The sequence below is a fragment of the Streptomyces sp. NPDC001393 genome (assembly GCF_053597455.1).
On sequence record NZ_JBSFIH010000035.1, the window covers coordinates 1 to 20,942 of the forward strand.

General features: G+C 69.9%; 13 protein-coding genes, 1 tRNA gene and 1 rRNA gene. 12 read left to right on the top strand and 3 right to left on the bottom strand.

What is annotated here, in order from left to right; genetic code table 11:
• From rrf to ACWC2T_RS30300, 3 genes are all read left to right on the top strand, one after another.
• A 5S ribosomal RNA gene (gene rrf / locus ACWC2T_RS30290) occupies window positions 1–93 on the top strand; the annotation flags it as partial.
• 115 nt (window positions 94–208) lie between these two features.
• Entirely contained in the window at window positions 209–871 is a 663-nt protein-coding gene (locus tag ACWC2T_RS30295; protein ID WP_450673589.1) for a DegT/DnrJ/EryC1/StrS family aminotransferase, read from the top strand.
• 84 nt (window positions 872–955) lie between these two features.
• A tRNA-Thr gene (locus ACWC2T_RS30300) sits at window positions 956–1,031 on the top strand.
• 53 nt (window positions 1,032–1,084) lie between these two features.
• On the opposite strand, the gene ACWC2T_RS30305 is transcribed toward ACWC2T_RS30300, so the two are convergent.
• Entirely contained in the window at window positions 1,085–3,844 is a 2,760-nt protein-coding gene (locus ACWC2T_RS30305) for a SpoIIE family protein phosphatase (RefSeq protein ID WP_450673530.1), read from the bottom strand.
• Window positions 3,845–4,253: 409 nt separating this feature from the next.
• On the opposite strand from ACWC2T_RS30305, the gene ACWC2T_RS30310 reads away from it, so the two are divergent.
• The 9 genes from ACWC2T_RS30310 to ACWC2T_RS30350 all read left to right on the top strand — a co-directional run bounded on the left by ACWC2T_RS30310 (window position 4,254) and on the right by ACWC2T_RS30350 (window position 18,705).
• Window positions 4,254–9,716 carry a HAMP domain-containing protein gene (locus ACWC2T_RS30310; protein WP_450673531.1) on the top strand — a complete coding sequence of 1,821 codons (5,463 nt, stop codon included), beginning with the start codon at window positions 4,254–4,256 and terminating at the stop codon, window positions 9,714–9,716.
• A gap of 299 nt (window positions 9,717–10,015) precedes the next feature.
• Window positions 10,016–10,696 carry a response regulator gene (locus ACWC2T_RS30315; protein ID WP_351209058.1) on the top strand — a complete coding sequence of 227 codons (681 nt, stop codon included), beginning with the start codon at window positions 10,016–10,018 and terminating at the stop codon, window positions 10,694–10,696.
• 124 nt (window positions 10,697–10,820) lie between these two features.
• Entirely contained in the window at window positions 10,821–13,556 is a 2,736-nt protein-coding gene (locus ACWC2T_RS30320; protein WP_450673532.1) for a DNA translocase FtsK, read from the top strand.
• A gap of 287 nt (window positions 13,557–13,843) precedes the next feature.
• The gene (locus ACWC2T_RS30325) at window positions 13,844–14,689 is read left to right on the top strand and encodes a helix-turn-helix domain-containing protein (RefSeq protein ID WP_450673533.1); all 846 of its coding nucleotides are present in this window, start codon (window positions 13,844–13,846) and stop codon (window positions 14,687–14,689) included.
• Window positions 14,690–14,783: 94 nt separating this feature from the next.
• Complete coding sequence (gene rimO / locus ACWC2T_RS30330; RefSeq protein WP_450673534.1) at window positions 14,784–16,256, top strand: 30S ribosomal protein S12 methylthiotransferase RimO; 1,473 nt, start codon at window positions 14,784–14,786, stop codon at window positions 16,254–16,256.
• Window positions 16,253–17,011 carry a CDP-diacylglycerol--glycerol-3-phosphate 3-phosphatidyltransferase gene (gene pgsA / locus ACWC2T_RS30335; RefSeq protein WP_450673535.1) on the top strand — a complete coding sequence of 253 codons (759 nt, stop codon included), beginning with the start codon at window positions 16,253–16,255 and terminating at the stop codon, window positions 17,009–17,011. The genes rimO and pgsA overlap by 4 nt, the downstream gene beginning before the upstream one ends.
• A complete protein-coding gene (locus tag ACWC2T_RS30340) occupies window positions 17,008–17,553 on the top strand; it encodes a CinA family protein (RefSeq protein WP_450673536.1) in 546 nt (181 codons plus the stop codon). The genes pgsA and ACWC2T_RS30340 overlap by 4 nt, the downstream gene beginning before the upstream one ends.
• A gap of 109 nt (window positions 17,554–17,662) precedes the next feature.
• Window positions 17,663–18,037 carry a helix-turn-helix domain-containing protein gene (locus tag ACWC2T_RS30345; protein WP_351209052.1) on the top strand — a complete coding sequence of 125 codons (375 nt, stop codon included), beginning with the start codon at window positions 17,663–17,665 and terminating at the stop codon, window positions 18,035–18,037.
• Window positions 18,038–18,234: 197 nt separating this feature from the next.
• Window positions 18,235–18,705, top strand: coding sequence for a Dps family protein (locus ACWC2T_RS30350; RefSeq protein WP_450673537.1), 471 nt, complete (start codon window positions 18,235–18,237; stop codon window positions 18,703–18,705).
• Window positions 18,706–19,059: 354 nt separating this feature from the next.
• Here the strand turns inward: ACWC2T_RS30350 and ACWC2T_RS30355 are convergent, their stop codons facing one another.
• Entirely contained in the window at window positions 19,060–19,824 is a 765-nt protein-coding gene (locus ACWC2T_RS30355) for an SDR family NAD(P)-dependent oxidoreductase (protein WP_450673538.1), read from the bottom strand.
• A gap of 259 nt (window positions 19,825–20,083) precedes the next feature.
• Window positions 20,084–20,932, bottom strand: a complete 849-nt coding sequence (locus ACWC2T_RS30360; RefSeq protein WP_450673539.1) for an Fpg/Nei family DNA glycosylase — start codon at window positions 20,930–20,932, stop codon at window positions 20,084–20,086.
• Between the last annotated feature and the right edge of the window lie 10 nt (window positions 20,933–20,942).

Genomic DNA, 20,942 nt, shown 5'->3' on the forward strand with positions numbered 1-20,942 from the left:
ACGCCCGGTTACATTCCGAACCCGGAAGCTAAGCCTCACAGCGCCGATGGTACTGCAGGGGGGACCCTGTGGGAGAGTAGGACGCCGCCGAACAAATTTTCAAAAAGGTCGGATTCTGAACTTCGGTTCGGGGTCCGGCCTTTTTACTTTGTTCTTAACGTGTCGTTCACGTTGCGCGCCCAGCATCCAGCACATGGCAACTGCTGCAATGCTCAGGGCCGCCGGCGTCGGCGTGGGTGACGAGGTCGTCGTACCTGCCTTCGGGAACGTCGAAGTCGCCGAGGCGGTGACCCTGGTCGGTGCGCTCCCGGTGTTCGCCGACATAGACCCGGTGACCTACTGCCTCGACCCCGGCGCTGTCGAGGCAGCCGTAACTCCGCGTACCGCGGCGGTGGTTGTCGTACACCGCTTCGGGCGGTGGGCCGACGTGCGGCGGTTGCACGGGCTCGGACAGCGGCACGGTGTGCTGGTTCTCGAGCAGGGCGAGTCCGAGGTTCCGTACGACGAGATAGCGCAGCGCAGGGAGCGTGCCGCCTACCTCGACGGCAGGCTCAAGGGCGTACGGACGCCGGACGGCGGTGACGGGCACACCTACCAGCAGTACGTGGTGCGGGTGCCGGGAAACGGCCGGCCGGACCGGGACGCCTTCGCGATGGCCCTGCGGGCCAAGGGAGTTGAGTGCCGGGTGCCGGTCAAGACGCCCGTGCACCGGCTGCCGGAGTTCCGGCAGTGCGTGTCCCTGCCGGAGACCGAGCTGGCCGCCGACGAGACGCTGACCCTGCCTGTGGACGCGGCGCTCACCAAGCGGGAGATGCAGCGGATCGTGTCCGCGTGCAATGCGCTTGGTGGACTGCTGCAGCCCGCCTACTGAGCGGGTTCCGAACGAATTTGGGAACTCGAGCCTGCTCGGGGTACAGTTTCTTCGTCGCCGCGAGGGAAACCTCGAAAACGACAGGCCCCTATAGCTCAGTCGGCAGAGCGTCTCCATGGTAAGGAGAAGGTCAACGGTTCGATTCCGTTTGGGGGCTCCAGCAAAAAAGGCCTCACCCTTCCGGGTGGGGCCTTCTTTCTGTCTGACGCCGCCTCATGCGTCCTTGTGGATTCCCGGGACGCGCATCGCCAGGATCGCCATGTCGTCCGACGGGGCGTCGGACGCGAAGCGTTCCACCGCCCGCATGATGCGTGCGGCGACCGCGCCCGCCGTCAGGCCGGTGCAGGTGGTGAGAACGTCGGCGAGGCCGTCGTCGCCCAGCATGCGCGTGCCCTCACGGCGTTCCGTGACGCCGTCCGTGACGCAGAGCAGTACGTCACCGGGGTCGAGGGTGACGGTCTCCTCGTGCAGTTCCAGGTCCTCGATCACGCCCAGCAGCGGCTGCGGTTCGGCGGCCGGCGTCACCGTGCCGTCCTGGCGCAGGCGCAGCGGGAGCGGGTGGCCTGCGCAGACCACCTTCAGTTCGGCGCTGCCGTCCTCCTGCGGGCGCATCTCGCCGTAGAGGAGGGTCAGGAAGCGGCTGCGGTCGCCCTCGTCGAGGATCGCGGAGTTCAGGCGCTGCAGGACCGCCGGTCCCGAGAGGCCCTCGCGGGCCAGCAGGCGCAGCGCGTGCCGGGCGAGACCGGTGACCGCCGCCGCGTTCGGGCCCGTACCGCAGACGTCGCCGATGGCGAAGCCGTAGGCGCCGTTGCCGATGGGGAAGAGGTCGTAGAAGTCGCCGCCGACCTCGTTGCCCTCGCCGGCCGCGCGGTAGATGACCTCCACCTCGACGCCGTCGATCTGCGGCAGGCCCGGTGGGAGCAGGCTGCGCTGGAGGGACTGGCTGATGGCCGTGCGCTCCGAGTACAGGCGGGCGTTGTCCAGGGCGAGCGCGGCCCGGCGGGAGAGATCCTCGGCCAGCTCGAGGATTTCCTGGCGGAAGTGTTCGTCGGTGGGCTTGCCGAGGGTCAGCATGCCGATGACGCGGTTGCGGGCCACGAGCGGCAGGACGACCGTCTCGCCGCCGACCGCGGAGGCCGTGGCGAGGGTCGGGCCGATACCCGAGGAGACCTGGCGGGTGGGTCCGCCGGAGAGGCCGAGGCTGCGCATGGAGCTGCGCAGGGCCGCGCGGTGGGCGACCTCGCCCGGGGCGGTCCAGACGCGGGCGCCGGGGGTCGGCACCGGGTCCGGCGGCGGGACCTTCGACAGCAGGGACTTGATGCCGTCGATGAGCTCCTCGTCCTCGTGCAGGACGTACGACAGATACGGCTCGGAGGCCTGGTCGGCGATCGTATAGACGGCGCACCAGGTGGCCAGCGTGGGGACCGTCATCTGGGCCATCAGGGCCAGCGTCTGGTCGCGGTCCAGGGTGCCGGCCAGCAGGTCGGAGGCCTCGACCAGGAAGCTCAGGGAGCCGCGGCGCAGCCGCTCCAGCTCGCCCAGGCGGGCCGACTCGACGGCCAGGGCGATCCGGTCGGCGGCGAACTGCAGGCGCAGCGCCTCCTCGTTCGAGTACCGGCCCGGGGCCTCGGCCGCGACGCCGAGCGAGCCGGTGAGGCGGCCCTCGACCTTCAGCGGGACCGTGACGACCGAGCGCATGCCGGTGCCGGCGAGCAGGGGTACGGCGCCGGGGACGGAGGTGAGGTCGTCGTGGACGGCCGGCATGCGTGCGGAGCCGTAGCGGCCGGGGCCGGCCTCGACGGGCACGCGCGCGAAGCGCTGGCGGGCGGAGGGCAGGCCGGTGGAGGCGCGGACCTCCAGCTCGGTCTCGTCGTCGGTGGCCAGCAGCAGGAACGCGGAGTCGCCGTCGAGCATGTCGCGGGCGCGCTCCACCGTGCGCTGCAGGAGGCCGTCGAGGTCGTCCGGGGCGGGGGAGCCGATGAAGACCTCGAAGGGGTCGGTGCTCTGGCCGTCGGCGGACGTGCTCTGGTCGCCGGCCGGGACGCGCGGCGGGGTCTGGAGCACGGCGCGCTCGTGGTCGCGGACCAGCAGACAGACCGTGGAGGGTTCGCCGCCGGTGTCGCGGACCCTGAGGTGGGAGGCGTAGACCGGGGCCACCCGGCCGTCGGCGCCCCGGATGCCGTAGCTGCCCTCCCAGCGGGAGAGCTGCAGGGCCTCGGCCACGCCGGTGCTGGTGCCGGGGGTGTGGGGCCAGGCCGCCAGTTCGGTGAGGGGCTTGCCGATGACCTCGGCGGCCGGATAGCCGAACAGTTCTTCGGCGTCCTCGTTCCAGGAGGTGATGGCCCCTTTTCGGTCGATCTGGAGGACGGCGACGCGGACTCGGCCGTCGGCCAGCGGGAGCAGTTCGGCGGGCAGGGACGGGCCGGCCGTGCGGGTACCGACCGGACGTTCGGGCAGGTTGAGCTGGAACCAGACGTGCTTGTGGGTGGGCGTGTAGTCGACGCCCCAGCGGGTGGCCAGGGCCGCGCACAACTGCAGGCCGCGGCCTCCCTCGCGGTCGGGGCTGCCCATCGTGGCCGGGCTGCTCTGGAGGGGGACCTCGCGCTCGGGGTAGCGGTCGGAGACCTCGATGCGCACACCGTCCTCGGTGCGCAGGCACAGGACGTCCGCGTGCGTGCCCGCGTGGACGACCGCGTTGGTCACCAGTTCGCTGGTGAGGACCACGGCGTCGTCGACGATGTCGGCGAAGCCCCAGCCCTGGAGGGTGTCGCGGACGAAGGAACGGGCGGTCGCGACCGACCGCCCCACGGGCTCGAAGGTGGCGGCCGCGCGCGCGGTGATCACAGAACTCCTCGGCCGGTTGTCTACGTGCAGGGCTGCGTGGCCGGCCGGCTCGCGCCGCTGCTGCGGCATCAGCTCGCCCGTCGGCTGTGGCTCCGGGGGCTGTTCCCCGGGGATGACTCCGGTGGTCATGGTCTGCGGCCGCCCCTCCGATGCCCGCTCGTTCTCGTGCCACCGCCCAAGCCGGTCGGACCGGTGCGGCTGGACAGCCGCATGCAAGGTTACTTACCTTCGCCGTCCGAGCGGATGCCGGTCGCCGGTGTTTACCCCCCAGGGTGTGCGGACGATGTGCGAAGCTGCCGAACTGTTATGGCCTGGTTCGGGCGGGGTGAAACACTGGGCAAGCTTCTGATGAAGGTCGGGTCGGCCTGCGTGCGTTCCGTGTACGGCGGGCAGCAGCCTCTGGTGTGGCCGGATCTCGTCTGGCAGAAATACGCAGCAGTAACGGGTACGCGGACGTAACCGGTATGCCGATCAGCGGCACTCCGGGCCGAAGCGGCCGAGCACAGCAGTAACGGTCTACCCCTCCGGGAGGGACACAGTGGAGTCTGGCGCGGCGACGCGTGGCACGAAGACGCGCGCGAAAGGCGGACCGTCCCTGGGCAGGCGCGGCGACACCACCACCGTGGACACGGCTGCCCTGAACCGGCTGCTGGCGGCTCTCGTGTCGATGCGTGACGGGAACTTCCGCAAGCGGCTCACGGTCTCCGGGGACGGTGTGATGTCGGAGATCGCGGCCGTCTTCAACGAGGTGGCCGACCGAAACCTGCATCTCACCGGTGAGCTGTCCCGGGTGCGGCGCATGGTGGGGCGTGAGGGAAAGCTCACGGAACGGCTGGAGAAGGGGGCCTGTGAGGGCTCCTGGGCGTCAGCGATCGACGCCTCCAACGCGCTGGTCGACGATCTCGTGTGGCCGGTCTCGGAGGTCAGCCGGGTGCTCACGGGGGTCGCCGAGGGTGATCTGTTGCTGCGCATGGAGCTGCGGACGCAGGCTCTGGACGGCGGTACCGGGCATCCGCTGCGGGGCGAGTTCCTGAAGGTCGGCCGTACCGTCAACAACCTGGTCGACCAGCTGTCGACGTTCACGGACGAGGTCACGCGTGTGGCCAGCGAGGTCGGCACCGAGGGCAAGCTCGGTGGTCAGGCCCGGGTGCGCGGTATGTCCGGTTCTTGGAAGGACCTCACCGAGTCCGTCAACACCATGGCGCGGCAGCTGACCGCCCAGGTGCGCGACATCGCGCTGGTGACGACGGCGGTGGCGCGGGGTGACTTGTCGCGCAAGGTCACCGTCCAGGTGGCCGGCGAGATGCTGGAGCTGAAGAACACCGTCAACACGATGGTGGAGCAGCTGTCGTCCTTCTCCGTCGAGGTGACCCGCGTCGCCCGTGAGGTCGGCACCGAAGGCATCCTGGGCGGTCAGGCGCAGGTGCCGGGCGTGGCCGGTGTGTGGAAGGAGCTGACCGACTCCGTCAACACGATGGCGGGCAACCTGACCGCGCAGGTGCGCGGGATCTCGCAGGTCACGACAGCGGTCGCCAGCGGTGATCTGTCGCAGAAGGTGACGGTTCCGGCGCGTGGCGAGGTCGCGCAGCTGGCCGAGACGATCAACCAGATGACCGAGACGCTGCGGATCTTCGCGGACGAGGTCACGCGCGTGGCGAACGAGGTCGGTGCGGAGGGCCGGCTGGGCGGGCAGGCGAACGTGCCCGGTGCCGCCGGTACCTGGAAGGACCTGACGGACTCGGTCAACACGGTCTTCCGGAACCTGACCACCCAGGTGCGGGACATCGCCACGGTGACGACCGCCGTGGCCAACGGTGACCTGTCGCAGAAGGTCACGGTCGACGTGGCCGGCGAGATGCTGGAGCTGAAGAACACCGTCAACGGGATGGTGGACCAGCTGTCGGCGTTCGGTGCCGAGGTGACGCGGGTCGCGCGGGAGATCGGTGTCGAGGGTGAGCTGGGCGGCCAGGCACAGGTGCCCGGTGCCGCCGGCGCATGGAAGGACTTGACCGACTCCGTCAACACTGCATTCCGCAACCTCACCGGACAGGTGCGCAACATCGCCCAGGTGACCACGGCGGTGGCCAACGGCGACCTCTCGCAGAAGGTCACCGTCGACGTCTCCGGCGAGATGCTCAAGCTGAAGAACACCGTGAACACGATGGTGGACCAGCTGTCGAGCTTCGCCGACCAGGTCACGCGGATGGCCCGGGACGTGGGTACGGAGGGCCGGCTGGGCGGTCAGGCCCGGGTGGACGGCGTGTCGGGCACCTGGAAGGAGTTGACGGACTCCGTCAACTTCATGGCCGGCAACCTCACGTCCCAGGTGCGGCAGATCGCCCAGGTGACGACGGCCGTGGCGCGCGGTGACCTGTCGCAGAAGATCGACGTTGACGCGCGCGGTGAGATTCTTGAGCTGAAGAACACGATCAACACGATGGTTGATCAGCTGTCCGCCTTCGCCGACCAGGTGACCCGGGTGGCCCGGGACGTGGGTACGGAGGGCCGGCTCGGCGGTCAGGCGCAGGTGCCCGGGGTGGCCGGTGTGTGGCGCGACCTGACCGACTCCGTGAACGGCATGGCCGGCAACCTGACGGCCCAGGTCCGCAACATCGCGCAGGTCGCGACGGCCGTGGCACGCGGTGACCTCTCCCAGAAGATCACCGTGGACGCGCGCGGGGAGATCCTGGAGCTGAAGAACACGCTGAACACGATGGTGGACCAGCTGTCGTCGTTCGCCCAGGAGGTCACGCGGGTGGCCCGTGAGGTGGGTACGGAGGGCATCCTCGGCGGTCAGGCCGAGGTGCAGGGTGTCTCCGGCACCTGGAAGGACCTCACGCAGTCCGTGAACTTCATGGCGAACAACCTGACGATCCAGGTGCGCAACATCGCCGAGGTCACGACGGCGGTCGCCAAGGGTGACCTGTCGAAGAAGATCACTGTTGACGCCAAGGGCGAGATCCTTGAGCTTGTCACGACGGTCAACACCATGGTTGATCAACTGTCCAGCTTCGCCGAGCAGGTGACCCGGGTGGCCCGTGAGGTGGGCACCGAGGGCATCCTGGGCGGCCAGGCGACCGTGCCGGGCGTCACCGGTATCTGGAAGGACCTGAGCAACAACGTCAACCTGATGGCCAACAACCTGACCATGCAGGTGCGGAACATCTCCCAGGTCGCGTCTGCCGTCGCCAACGGCGACCTGACCCGTCAGGTGACGATCGAGGCGCGCGGTGAGGTCGCTCAGCTCGCCGACACCATCAACATCATGGTGAAGACGCTGAGTTCGTTCGCGGACCAGGTCACCAAGGTGGCCCGAGAGGTGGGCACGGACGGCATCCTGGGCGGGCAGGCCCACGTACCGGGTGTGGCCGGCACCTGGAAGGACCTCACCGAGTCCGTGAACCAGATGGCGTCCAACCTGACCGGTCAGGTGCGCAACATCGCCATGGTCACCACGGCCATCGCCAAGGGTGACCTGACCAAGAAGATCGACATTGACGCGCGCGGCGAGATCCTTGAGCTGAAGACGACGATCAACACCATGGTCGACCAGCTGTCCAGCTTCGCCGAGGAGGTCACGCGCGTGGCCCGCGAGGTGGGCACCGAAGGACAGCTCGGCGGCCAGGCACGCGTGCGTGACGTCGACGGCACCTGGCGGGACCTGACCGAGTCGGTGAACGAGATGGCCGGGAACCTGACCCGGCAGGTGCGTGCCATCGCGCGCGTGGCGACCGCGGTGACCCGCGGCGACCTGAACCTGAAGATCGACGTCGACGCGTCCGGCGAGATCCAGGAACTGCAGGACTACATCAACAAGATGATCGCCAACCTGCGCGACACCACGATCGCCAACAAGGAGCAGGACTGGCTCAAGGGCAACCTGGCCCGTATCTCCGGCCTCATGCAGGGCCGCCGGGACCTGGAGGACGTGGCCTCGCTGATCATGAGCGAGCTGACGCCGGTGGTGTCCGCGCAGCACGGCGCGTTCTTCGTGGCGATGCCGCTCATGGAGGAGGGCAAGGACGTCGCCGACGGCGAGGACAACTACGAGCTGCGGATGCTGGGCTCGTACGGCTACTCGATGGGTTCCATGCCGACGTCGTTCCGGCCCGGTGAGGCGCTGGTCGGCACGGCCGCGGAGGAGAAGCGCACGATCCTGGTGGAGAACGCGCCCAGCGGCTATCTGAAGATCTCCTCCGGGCTCGGTGAGGCCCCGCCGGCGCAGGTGATCGTGCTGCCGGTGCTGTTCGAGGGCACGGTGCTCGGTGTGATCGAGCTGGCCTCCTTCACGCCGTTCACGCAGATCCAGAAGGACTTCCTCAACCAGATCGCCGAGATGATCGCGACGAGCGTCAACACCATCTCGGTCAACACCAAGACCGAGCAGCTGCTGAAGCAGTCGCAGGAGCTGACCGAGCAACTGAGGGAGCGCTCGGCCGAGTTGGAGAACCGGCAGAAGGCGCTGCAGGCCTCCAACGCCGAACTGGAGGAGAAGGCCGAGCTGCTGGCCCGGCAGAACCGCGACATCGAGGTGAAGAACACCGAGATCGAGGAGGCGCGGCAGGTCTTGGAGGAGCGTGCCGAGCAACTCGCGGTGTCGATGCGCTACAAGAGCGAGTTCCTCGCCAACATGTCGCACGAGCTGCGTACGCCGCTCAACTCGCTGCTGATTCTGGCCAAGTTGCTCGCCGACAACGCCGAGGGCAACCTCTCGCCGAAGCAGGTGGAGTTCGCCGAGACCATCCACGGCGCCGGCTCCGACCTGCTCCAGCTGATCAACGACATCCTCGACCTGTCGAAGGTCGAGGCGGGCAAGATGGACGTCTCGCCGACGCGTATCGCGCTCGTACAGCTCGTGGACTACGTGGAGGCCACCTTCCGTCCGCTGACCGCGGAGAAGGGCCTGGACCTGTCCGTACGGGTCTCGCCGGAGCTGCCCGCGACGCTGCACACCGACGAGCAGCGGCTGCTGCAGGTGCTGCGCAACCTGCTGTCGAACGCGGTGAAGTTCACCGACTCCGGGTCGGTGGAGCTGGTGATCAGGCCGGCCGGCGCCGACGTGCCGGTGGGCATCCGGGAGCAGCTGCTGGAGGCCGGCTCGCTCACCGATCCGGACGCGCCGCTGATCGCGTTCTCGGTGACGGACACCGGCATCGGCATCGCGGCCAGCAAGATGCGGGTGATCTTCGAGGCGTTCAAGCAGGCGGACGGCACGACCAGCCGCAAGTACGGCGGCACCGGTCTCGGCCTGTCGATCTCCCGGGAGATCGCGCAGCTGCTCGGCGGTGAGATCCACGCACAGAGCGAACCGGGCCGCGGCTCGACGTTCACGCTGTACCTGCCGCTGCACCCCAGCGAGCTGCCGCCCCATGGCTACCAGCAGTCCGTGCCCCCGCTGGAAGCCGGCGAGCTGGTCGCCTCCCGGACGGAGCAGTCCTCGGAGCTGTCCGCCGTGGAGATCGAGACCCCGGCCGAGGTGAAGTCGTACCGGGAGACGCAGAACGGCCCGGCAGCGCTCTTCCGGCGCCGGCGCCGGGGTCTGCCGCAGGGCGAGCAGCGGCCCGAGCACTGGGCGGCGGTGCCCGACCACGAGGGCGCGCCGCTGTCCGCGCGTGGGGTGCGGTTCGGCGGCGAGAAGGTGCTGATCGTCGACGACGACATCCGTAACGTGTTCGCCCTGACCAGCGTCCTCGAGCAGCACGGACTGTCGGTGCTGTACGCCGAGAACGGCCGCGAGGGCATCGAGGTGCTGGAGCAGCACGACGACGTGGCGGTCGTGCTGATGGACATCATGATGCCGGAGATGGACGGGTACGCGACGACCACGGCGATCCGCAGGATGCCGCAGTTCGCCGGGCTGCCGATCATCGCGCTGACCGCGAAGGCGATGAAGGGCGACCGGGAGAAGGCCATCGAGTCCGGAGCCTCGGACTACGTGACCAAGCCGGTCGACCCGGATCATCTGCTGGCCGTGATGCAGCAGTGGATGGGTGGGAAGTGACGAGATCCGGCCACCGGGTTGTGAACACCCGGGGAACCCTTGGCGGGGGTCGGGAGTTGCCCCCTTGAGGTGATGGCGGACGAACGGCCTAAGGTGGCGTGCGTACGTATGGGAATGCAGGATTCCGGGAACCATCCCGGCCCCCGCCGCGTTTCCGGTACGTGCACAGTGACATCGCGGTGACAGGGTGTGGCGACAGGCGGGGTGCGGCTACGATGACCGGCACAAGGACGGGCGGCGAAAGGGAGTCGTCCCCTGGGGCGGCGCCCGGTGTACCGCCGGGGCGAGGAGGGCGGGCCATGGTGCAGAAGGCCAAGATCCTCCTGGTCGATGACCGGCCGGAGAATCTGCTGGCGCTGGAGGCGATCCTCTCGGCGCTCGATCAGACGCTGGTGCGGGCATCGTCCGGGGAGGAAGCGCTCAAGGCACTGCTCACGGACGATTTCGCGGTCATTCTGCTGGACGTCCAGATGCCGGGCATGGACGGTTTCGAGACCGCCGCGCACATCAAGCGGCGCGAGCGGACCCGGGACATCCCGATCATCTTCCTCACGGCGATCAACCACGGCCCGCACCACACCTTCCGGGGCTATGCGGCGGGCGCGGTCGACTACATCTCCAAGCCCTTCGACCCGTGGGTGCTGCGCGCGAAGGTCTCGGTGTTCGTCGAGCTGTACATGAAGAACTGCCAGCTGCGGGAGCAGGCGGCGCTGCTGCGGCTGCAGTTGGAGGGCGGCGGCAAGGGCGGGGTCGGCGGCAAGGAGTCCGCCGGGCTGCTCGCCGAGCTGTCCGCGCGGCTCGCGGCCGTGGAGGAGCAGGCCGAGGCGCTGTCCAAGCAGCTGGACGACGATTCGGCGGACGCGGCCGCGGTGGCCACCGCGGCCCATCTGGAGCGCAAACTCACCGGGTTGCGGCGCGCGCTCGACGCCCTGGAGCCGGGCGCCGGCCCCGGCGGCTCGTCGGTGCCGGCGCAGAACTGACGTACGCCCAGGTGGCGGTTGCCCATGAGCGTGCGTCAGTTCCGGTCCCCGTCATGGGCGACACGAACGGGTGAAGCTGTGGGCACACGTGTCCGCTGTCGTCTCCCCCGGTAACCTCACACCCATGGCCTCACGTCCCTCCGCAGCCAAGAAGCAGCCCGCGAAGAAGGCGGCCGCTCCCTCGAAGGCTCCGGCGAAGAAGGCCGCAGCGAAGAAGGCCCCGGCCAAGAAGGCGCCCGCCAAGAAGGCCGCGGCCGGAAAGGCCGCGCCGCCGAAGCCGGCGCCCAGCCCCACCGGGGGCGTGTACCGGCTTGTGCGCGCCCTCTGGCTGGGTCTTGCGCACGCCGTCGGCGCCATCTTCCGCGGCATAGGGCAGGGCGCGAGGAACCTCGATCCGGCCCACCGCAAGGACGGCATCGCGCTGCTGCTGTTCGGTATCGCGCTGATCGTCGCCGCCGGCACCTGGGCCAACCTGAAGGGTCCCGTCGGCGGCCTCGTGGAGATCCTCGTCACCGGCGCCTTCGGCCGTCTGGACCTGCTGGTGCCGATACTGCTCGCGGTGATCGCCGTACGGTTCATCCGGCACCCGGAGAAGCCCGAGGCCAACGGACGGATCGTGATCGGCCTGTCCGCGCTCGTCATCGGCGTGCTCGGGCAGGTCCACATCGCGTGCGGCTCGCCCGCGCGCAGCGACGGCATGCAGGCCATAAGAGATGCGGGCGGCCTCATCGGCTGGGCGGCGGCCACTCCGCTGACCTACAGCATGACCGACGTGCTCGCCGTACCGCTGCTGGTGCTGCTGACGATCTTCGGGCTGCTCGTGGTGACCGCCACCCCGGTCAACGCCATCCCGCAGCGGCTGCGGGCGCTCGGCGTGCGCCTGGGCGTGCTGCACGACCACGAGGCGGAGGAGTTCTCCGAGGATGACGCGCGCTACGACGAGCAGTGGCGCGAGGCGCTGCCCGCGCGCCCCCGTAAGCGCCAGTCCGCCCCCCAGGCGTACGACCCCGACAGTGCCGAGGAGGAGGCCCTCTCGCAGCGCCGTGGCCGCCGCAGGCGCTCCGCGGTGCCCCAGCCGGATCTGCAGCAGCGACGGATGGACGCCGTGGACGTCGCGGCGGCCGCCGCCGCGGCGCTGGACGGCGCGGTGCTGCACGGCATGCCGCCGTCCCCGCTGGTGGCCGACCTCACCCAGGGCGTCAGCGTCGGCGACCGCGAGGAGACGACACCCGTACCGACCCCCGCACCCGCGCCCTCACCGGTCCCGGCTGCGCGCCCCCAGCAGGAGAAGCTCACGGCCGGGGTCGTCCCGGACCTGACCAAGAAGGCCCCCGAGGAGCCGCGCGACCTGCCGCCGCGCGCCGAGCAGCTCCAGCTGTCGGGGGACATCACCTACTCGCTGCCGTCGCTGGACCTCCTCACCCGCGGCGGCCCCGGCAAGGCGCGCAGCGAGGCCAACGACGCCGTCGTCGCCTCGCTCACCCAGGTCTTCACCGAGTTCAAGGTCGACGCCGCCGTCACCGGCTTCACCCGCGGCCCGACGGTCACGCGCTACGAGGTCGAGCTCGGCCCCGCCGTGAAGGTCGAGCGGATCACCGCGCTGACCAAGAACATCGCGTACGCCGTCGCCAGCCCGGACGTGCGGATCATCAGCCCGATCCCCGGCAAGTCCGCGGTCGGCATCGAGATCCCGAACACCGACCGGGAGATGGTCAACCTCGGCGACGTCCTGCGCCTCGCCGAGTCCGCCGAGGACGACGACCCGATGCTGGTCGCCTTCGGCAAGGACGTCGAGGGCGGGTACGTGATGCACTCGCTGGCGAAGATGCCGCACATGCTGGTCGCCGGCGCGACCGGTTCCGGCAAGTCGTCCTGCATCAACTGCCTGATCACCTCGGTCATGATGCGGGCGACCCCGGAGGACGTCCGGATGATCCTGGTCGACCCCAAGCGCGTCGAGCTGACCGCCTACGAGGGCATCCCGCACCTGATCACGCCGATCATCACCAATCCCAAGCGGGCCGCCGAGGCCCTGCAGTGGGTCGTACGCGAGATGGACCTGCGCTACGACGACCTCGCGGCGTACGGCTACCGGCACATCGACGACTTCAACCGTGCCGTCCGCGAGGGCAAGGTCAAGCCGCCCGAGGGCAGCGAGCGCGAGCTGCAGCCGTACCCGTATCTGCTGGTGATCGTGGACGAGCTGGCCGACCTGATGATGGTCGCCCCGCGTGACGTCGAGGACGCGATCGTGCGCATCACCCAGCTCGCGCGCGCGGCCGGCATCCACCTGGTGCTCGCCACCCAGCGCCCGTCGGTCGACGTGGTCACCGGTCTGATCAAGGCCAACGTGCCCTCCCGGCTGGCCTTCGCCACCTCCTCGCTCGCCGACTCCAGGGTCATCCTCGACCAGCCCGGCGCCGAGAAGCTGATCGGCAAGGGCGACGGCCTGTTCCTGCCCATGGGCGCGAACAAGCCGACCCGTATGCAGGGCGCGTTCGTCACCGAGGCCGAGGTCGCGGCCGTCGTCCAGCACTGCAAGGACCAGATGGCGCCGGTCTTCCGGGACGACGTCACGGTCGGCAGCAAGCAGAAGAAGGAGATCGACGAGGACATCGGCGACGACCTCGACCTGCTGTGCCAGGCGGCCGAGCTGGTCGTCTCCACCCAGTTCGGGTCGACGTCCATGCTCCAGCGCAAGCTGCGCGTCGGCTTCGCCAAGGCCGGGCGGCTGATGGACCTCATGGAGTCCCGCAACATCGTGGGCCCGAGCGAGGGATCCAAGGCACGTGACGTTCTTGTGAAGCCTGACGAGCTGGACGGCGTGCTCGCCATGATTCGCGGGGAGTCTGGAGAGTAGGCGGCGAAGGGCGAAGGGTCGTCCGGCGGATGAGGGTTACCCGGGTGGCGGCATCGTCGTGATCCACCCGTTAGAGAACGACGGGCAACCGTTTCCCTTTGTCGTACGTCCAGTTGAGCGAAAGGACAGTTGGGCGTCCCACCATGGGGTACCTGCCTGTCCAATCATAGGAATGTCCGGCCATTCCTATGGTGTACAAAGTCCGACCGCCCGGTTGCCCCACCCTTTCGTACCCCCCCTAGACTGAGCTTCCAGCACAGGTGGCTACACGCTCGAAAGGCGCCCCCGTGTCCATCGGCAACTCCCCTGAAGACGAGCGTCCGTTCCAAGACGAGTCCCAGGAAGCCCGTGTCTCCGTGGGCCGCGCCCTGCAGCAGGCGCGGATCGCGGCCGGGCTCACCGTGGACGACGTCAGCACCGCCACTCGTGTCCGTATCAGCATCATCCATGCCATCGAGTCGGACGACTTCGCCCCCTGCGGCGGTGCTGTGTACGCCCGCGGGCACATCCGCACGCTGGCCAAGGCCGTCCACCTCGATCCCGCGCCCCTGGTCGCCCAGTACGACGCCGAGCACGGCGGCCGTCCCGCCCCCACGCCGGCCGCACCCCTGTTCGAGGCCGAGCGGATCCGGCCCGAGCGGCGCGGACCGAACTGGACCGCCGCCATGGTCGCCGCGATCGTCGTGGTGATCGGCTTCGTCGGCTTCACCGCGGTCAAGGGCAGCAACTCCGGAAACGATGCCAAGTCGCAGGTCGCCGGAGGTGCCAGTACGTCCGTCGCGAGCAAGTCCGCCTCACCCAGCCCGACGAGGAACAAGCCCGCCACCCCGAGCGCCGCACCCTCCGACAGCGCCATCGCCGCCGCGCCCCAGGACAAGGTGACCGTCCAGGTCAGTGCGCCCAACGGCCGCAGCTGGATCTCGGCCAAGGACCACAACGGCCGGATGCTCTTCGACGGGCTGCTGACGAAGGGCGAGTCCAAGACCTTCCAGGACAGCACCAAGATCAACCTGATCCTCGGCGACGCCGGCGCGATCGAGCTGTACGTCAACGGCAAGAAGATCGACGACAACTTCCAGCCGGGCCAGGTGCAGCGCCTGACCTACACGAAGGGCGACCCGGTGGCGGGCTGAGGAGCCCTCGGGACGCGCGTGTGTGACGGGGTCGGCCAAGATCGGCCAACCCCGTCGACGTGGGCTGTCAGTGAGACGAAGTACTCTTGAGCCCATGCCTGAACGCCGTACCGTCGCACTCGTCACACTCGGCTGCGCCCGTAACGAGGTGGACTCGGAGGAGCTCGCAGGCCGTTTGGAGGCGGACGGCTGGCAGCTCGTCGAGGACGCCGCGGACGCCGACGTCGCCGTGGTCAACACGTGCGGCTTCGTCGAGGCCGCGAAGAAGGACTCCGTCGACGCCCTCCTCGAGGCCAACGACCTCAAGGACCATGGGAGAACCCAGGCCGTCGTGGCGGTGGGCTGCATGGCCGAGCGGTACGGCAAGGAGCTGGCCGAGGCGCTGCCCGAGGCCGACGGCGTGCTCGGCTTCGACGACTACGCGGACATCTCCGACCGCCTGCAGACCATCCTGTCCGGCGGCATCCATGCCTCCCACACCCCGCGCGACCGCCGCAAGCTGCTCCCGATCAGCCCGGCCGACCGACAGGAATCGGCCGCGTCCGTCGCCCTTCCCGGGCACGGCCCTGCCGACCTCCCGGAGGGCGTGGCGCCCGCATCCGGCCCCCGCGCGCCCCTGCGCCGCCGCCTCGACGGCGCCCCGGTCGCGTCGGTGAAGCTCGCCTCCGGCTGCGACCGGCGCTGCTCCTTCTGCGCCATCCCGTCCTTCCGCGGCTCCTTCGTCTCCCGTCGCCCCAGCGACGTGCTGAACGAGACGCGGTGGCTGGCCGAGCAGGGCGTGAAGGAGATCATGCTGGTCTCCGAGAACAACACCTCCTACGGCAAGGACCTCGGCGACATCCGCCTGCTGGAGTCCCTGCTGCCCGACCTGGCCGAGGTCGACGGCATCGAGCGGGTGCGGGTCAGCTACCTGCAGCCGGCCGAGATGCGCCCGGGCCTGATCGACGTGCTGACCTCCACGCCCAAGGTCGCCCCGTACTTCGACCTGTCCTTCCAGCACTCCGCACCCGGCGTGCTGCGTGCCATGCGCCGCTTCGGCGACACCGACCGCTTCCTGGAGCTGCTCGACACGATCCGCTCCAAGGCGCCCGAGGCCGGCGTGCGCTCCAACTTCATCGTCGGCTTCCCCGGCGAGAGCGAGGCGGACCTGGCCGAGCTGGAGCGCTTCCTGAACGGCGCCCGCCTGGACGCCATCGGTGTCTTCGGCTACTCCGACGAGGAGGGCACGGAGGCGGCGACCTACGACCACAAGCTCGACGAGGACGTCGTCGCCGAGCGCCTGGCCCGGGTGTCCCGGCTGGCCGAGGAGCTCGTCTCCCAGCGCGCCGAGGAGCGCGTCGGCGACACCGTGCGCGTCCTGGTCGAGTCCGTCGACGAGGAAGAGGGCGTGTACGGCCGTGCCGCACACCAGGCGCCCGAGACCGACGGCCAGGTCCTGCTCACGAGCGGCGCGGGCCTGAGTGTCGGACGTATGGTCGAGGCGAAGGTGGTCGGTACGGAAGGTGTCGACCTGGTGGCCGAGCCGCTGGCCGGCTCGCCCGCGTGTAGTGAGGAGGCGGGCAGATGACCGGAGTCCCGGCATCCGCCGCGGGTGGCTCCTCCGGCGCGCACGGCGCCCGGGGTTCCGCCGCCGCTGCCGACGGCGCCCGGTCCGAGGTCTCCGGTTCTGCTCCAGATCCCGACAACGGCGGCAGGTCCGCGCGCGGCGGGAAGATCGCGGCCGCGGCCGTCAACCAGGCCAGCGTCTGGAACGTGGCCAATCTGCTGACCATGCTCCGGCTGGTCCTGGTGCCCGGCTTCGTGGCGCTGATGCTGGCGAACGGCGGCTACGACCCGGCCTGGCGCTCGCTGGCCTGGGCGGCCTTCGCCATCGCCATGATCACCGACCTGTTCGACGGGCATCTGGCGCGCACCTACAACCTGGTCACCGACTTCGGGAAGATCGCCGACCCCATCGCCGACAAGGCGATCATGGGGGCGGCGCTGATCTGTCTGTCGGCCCTGGGCGATCTGCCGTGGTGGGTGACGGCCGTGATCCTCGGCCGGGAACTCGGCATCACGCTGCTGCGTTTTCTGGTCATTCGCTACGGCGTGATCCCGGCCAGCCGCGGGGGCAAGCTCAAGACCCTCACCCAGGGGGTGGCGGTCGGGATGTACGTCCTGGCGCTGACGGGATGGCTGGCCACGCTGAGGTTCTGGGTGATGGCCGTGGCGGTCGTCCTCACCGTCGTCACCGGACTCGACTATGTGAGACAAGCCATTGTGCTGCGCAGGCGGGGAATCGCCGAGCGCGCGGCGGCGTTGGAGGAGAAGGAAGCGTGAGCTCACAGGCCACCGAACTGGTGCGACTACTGACCGTGAGGGGCGAGACCCTCGCTGTTGCCGAGTCGCTCACCGGTGGCCTGGTGGCGGCGGAGATCACCTCGGTCCCCGGAGCGTCCAAGGTGTTCCGGGGTTCGGTCACGGCCTATGCCACCGAGCTGAAGCACGGGCTGCTCGGCGTCGACGCCACCCTCCTGGCACAGCGGGGAGCGGTGGACCCGCAGGTCGCGGGCCAGATGGCAGCCGGCGCACGGAAGGCGCTGGGCGCGGACTGGGGCATCGCGACCACCGGAGTGGCCGGCCCCGAACCCCAGGACGGCAAGCCCGTCGGGACGGTCTTCGTGGCCGTCGACGGACCGTTCACCGACCGCCCCGGTTCTGCCGGTGGCGGAAAAGTGGAGGCCCTGCGGTTGAACGGCAGCCGTGCGGAAATTCGTATGGAGAGTGTACGGAGCGTACTCGCAGCGCTTCTCGAGCAGCTTGCGGGCGAACAGACCGGTAATGAGCGGGCACAGGATACGGAACGGAACGGGGGGTTTTGATGTTTGCAGCCCTGAGTGAACACGACATCGCTCCCCGCACGGCCGCAGCGCGAGGCGGTACGGTGGGGCGAGAAGGATGCGGCTACGCGGTCCGAGGAGGGAGCCACCGATGATTCTGCTCCGTCGCCTGCTGGGTGACGTGCTGCGTCGGCAGCGCCAACGCCAGGGCCGTACTCTGCGCGAAGTCTCCTCGTCCGCCCGAGTCTCACTCGGCTATCTCTCCGAGGTGGAGCGGGGGCAGAAGGAGGCTTCCTCCGAACTGCTCTCCGCCATCTGCGACGCGCTGGACGTACGGATGTCGGAACTCATGCGAGAAGTGAGCGACGAGCTGGCGCTCGCCGAACTGGCGCAGTCCGCCGCGGCCACCGAGCCCGTGCCCACGCCGGTCCGTCCGGTGCTGGGTTCCGTCTCGGTGACCGGTGTGCCACCGGAACGGGTGACCATCAAGGCGCCCGCCGGGGCGGTGGACGTGGTTGCCGCGTGACGTACGCATGCGCGGCTTAGCCAACCCATACGTGTGAGGCCCGGTCGGCCGTTCCAGGGAGACCTGGAGCGTCGGCCGGGTCTTTTGCTGTGCCGCCCGTATGTGTGATGTGTGTCGCTTTTACGTCCGTTTGCCGGTGTTGGGTGAGGCGGTCATGGTGGAGGGACGTGACGGCGCCGAGGTACCGGAGGAAGCGGATGTACGTCGTGAAGAGCCCGTTGGCGGAGGCGGACCTGAAGACCGTGGCCCAGGCGCTGCAGGGTGCCCTCGTCGACCTGGTGGACCTCTCCCTGGTCGCCAAGCAGATTCACTGGAACATCGTCGGGCCCCGCTTCCGCTCCATCCACCTCCAGCTCGACGAGGTCGTCGCCTCCGCGCGCACCCACTCCGACACCGTGGCCGAGCGGGCCTCGGCCCTGGGAGTACCGCCGGACGGGCGCGCCGCCACGGTGGCCTCCGGCAGCGGCATCGGCACCACTCCGGCCGGCTGGATCAAGGACGGCGACGCGGTCGGGGCGATGGTGGACGCGCTCGGCGCGGTGATCACCCGGATGCGGGAGCGGGTGGCCGCGACAGGGGAGCCGGATCCGGTGTCCCAGGACATCTTCATCGGCATCACGGCGGATCTGGAGAAGCATCACTGGATGTTCCAGGCCGAGAACGCGTGAGCGATTCGCTCGCGGTCGGTCCTCGAGCGCCGGACGGGCTGCTTCGGGTGCTGCATCCGTGAGCCCTCGGTGCGCCTCCCGCGACGGGCAGGCGGCGGTCTAGCGTCCCGCAGGAGGTGGTGGCGGCCATGGTGGGGCGGACGGTGCGCTGGGCAGTTGGACTGGGGCTCGGCGCCGTGTGGTGGTGGGCCGTGCTGCGGATCGCCCTGGGGCAGGGTGCGGGCGTGCTGGAAGGCGCCGTCGTGGCCGGCGGGTGGGGGCTGAGCCTGCTGCCGGTGCACTGCGTCCCCAGGGGGCAGGCCGTGGGAGCCGTGCCGAAGGGGCGGTGGGGGGCCGCCTGGCGGGTGCGGGACGCTACCAGGGCATCGCCACACCCCCGTTCGGGCGAAGTATCTGACCTGTAGTGAACGCCGAGGCGTCCGAGGCCAGGTACAGCACCGCGTGTGCGACGTCGTCCGGCTCGCCGACCCGGCCCAGCGGCGCCATCCGGGCCATCACGCCCTCGGTGTGCGCCTGCGCCTCGCGGTCGTGGCGGTCGGTCATCGGGGTGCGGATCCAGCCCGGGGCGATCGCGTTGACCCGGATGCCGTGCCGGCCGATCTCGCCGGCCAGGGTCTTGGTGAGCTGCACCACGGCCGCTTTCGCGGCGCCGTAGCAGAGCAGCCCGGGGCCGCCGGTGTCGATCGCGCCGGAGGCCATGGTGACGATGCTGCCGTGCGTCTCGCGGGCCAGCATCAAGCGGGCCGCCTCCTGGCAGGCGTACAGCACGCCCTTGAAGTTGACGTTCAGCACCCGGTCGAGGTCCTCGTCGCGGGTCTCCAGCACAGGGCTGCTGTGCATGATCCCGGCGATCGCCGCCATCACGTCCAGGCGCTCGCAGGACTGGACGGCCTCCGCCAGCCGGGCCCGGTCGGTGACGTCCAGGACGTGGGTACGGGCCGTGCCGCCGCGCTTCTCGATCAGCTCCGCCGTGCCGTGCAGGCCGTCGCCGTCCCGGTCGGCGCAGTGCACCGTCGCCCCCGCCTCGGCGAGCAGAACGGCGGAGGCCCGGCCGATACCGCCGGCGGCTCCGGTGACGAATGCGGTGCGTCCGGTGAGGTCGTACGCCGTGAGGGGCATGCAGCGACGGTACGAGTATTTCTGACGGATCGTCAATTGGCCGGGATGGATTGCACTTGGCGCTCCCATTGGGGCGGACCACACGTGTGCCCGGGGTGCGGATCGGCTGTCGTCGGAGCACCGGACGGGGGCGCCGCGGCGCGGGGTGCCCGGCGACTCGAGGTCCGATGGGGCGGTGGTGGTGGTGTGGGTGGCGTGCCGGGGTGGTGGTGTGGCGGGGCGCGGGTGCGGGGCGGGTGTCGGACGAGGCGGCGGGGCGTCAGGGGGTGCGGTGGGGAGGAGGGCGGTCTTGCCGGTGTTGGGGTGAGACGGGGGCCGGGGCGGGGCCCGCCTGGCAGGCGGGGCACCAGTAGGTGGGGCGCTCCCGGGAGCCGTCGCCCTGGTCGGCCACGCGGATCGAGGTGCGGCAGCGCAGGCAGGGGCGGGGTGCGCGGCCGTAGACGAAGAGGTCGTGCCGGTGCAGGCTGGTGGTCTGGCGGACCGGGCGGTCGCGGTTCGCCTCCAGGAGTCTCTTGGCGAGCGCGGGCAGCTTCTCGGCGCGGTCCGCGGGCAGCGTGCCGACCGGCAGCCACGGAGTGACGCCCAGCAGGAAGCACAGTTCGCTCTTGTAGATGTTCCCGATACCGGCGAGGTTGCGCTGGTCGAGCAGGGCCTCGCCGAGCGGGCGGGCGGGGTCGGCGAGGAGGTTGGCGAGGGCGCGCTCAGGGTCCCAGTCCGGGCCGAGCAGATCGGGGCCCAGATGGCCGACGACCCGCTCCTCGTCGCTCGTGCGCAGCAGTTCCATGACCTGGAGCCGGTAGCCCACGGCCGTGCGGTCGGCGGTGCCGAGGATCGCCCTGATCTGATGTCCGGGGCCGCCCCGCCAGCGTTCGCCGGTGCCGTACACCTTCCAGGTGCCCTCCATCCGCAGATGCGTGTGGAGGGTCAGGCCGCCCGCGAACCGGGTGAGCAGGTGTTTGCCGCGCGGGACCGTGCTGAGCACCGTACGACCCGTGAGATCGACCGTCGCGTACCTCGGCACCCGGAAGTCGCTGCGGGTCAGCGCCTTGCCCGCGAGGGCCTCGTGCAGCCGTTTCGCGACCTGCCAGACCGTGTCACCTTCGGGCATGGGTCAAGGG

What these genes read in the sequence shown, in the direction of transcription:
- ACWC2T_RS30295 (WP_450673589.1), top strand. Translation starts at nt 209, where the DNA reads ATGCTCAGGGCCGCCGGCGTCGGCGTGGGTGACGAGGTCGTCGTACCT.
- ACWC2T_RS30305 (WP_450673530.1), bottom strand. Translation starts at nt 3,844, where the DNA reads ATGACCACCGGAGTCATCCCCGGGGAACAGCCCCCGGAGCCACAGCCG.
- ACWC2T_RS30315 (WP_351209058.1), top strand. Translation starts at nt 10,016, where the DNA reads ATGGTGCAGAAGGCCAAGATCCTCCTGGTCGATGACCGGCCGGAGAAT.
- ACWC2T_RS30320 (WP_450673532.1), top strand. Translation starts at nt 10,821, where the DNA reads ATGGCCTCACGTCCCTCCGCAGCCAAGAAGCAGCCCGCGAAGAAGGCG.
- rimO (WP_450673534.1), top strand. Translation starts at nt 14,784, where the DNA reads ATGCCTGAACGCCGTACCGTCGCACTCGTCACACTCGGCTGCGCCCGT.
- pgsA (WP_450673535.1), top strand. Translation starts at nt 16,253, where the DNA reads ATGACCGGAGTCCCGGCATCCGCCGCGGGTGGCTCCTCCGGCGCGCAC.
- ACWC2T_RS30345 (WP_351209052.1), top strand. Translation starts at nt 17,663, where the DNA reads ATGATTCTGCTCCGTCGCCTGCTGGGTGACGTGCTGCGTCGGCAGCGC.
- ACWC2T_RS30350 (WP_450673537.1), top strand. Translation starts at nt 18,235, where the DNA reads ATGTACGTCGTGAAGAGCCCGTTGGCGGAGGCGGACCTGAAGACCGTG.
- ACWC2T_RS30355 (WP_450673538.1), bottom strand. Translation starts at nt 19,824, where the DNA reads ATGCCCCTCACGGCGTACGACCTCACCGGACGCACCGCATTCGTCACC.
- ACWC2T_RS30360 (WP_450673539.1), bottom strand. Translation starts at nt 20,932, where the DNA reads ATGCCCGAAGGTGACACGGTCTGGCAGGTCGCGAAACGGCTGCACGAG.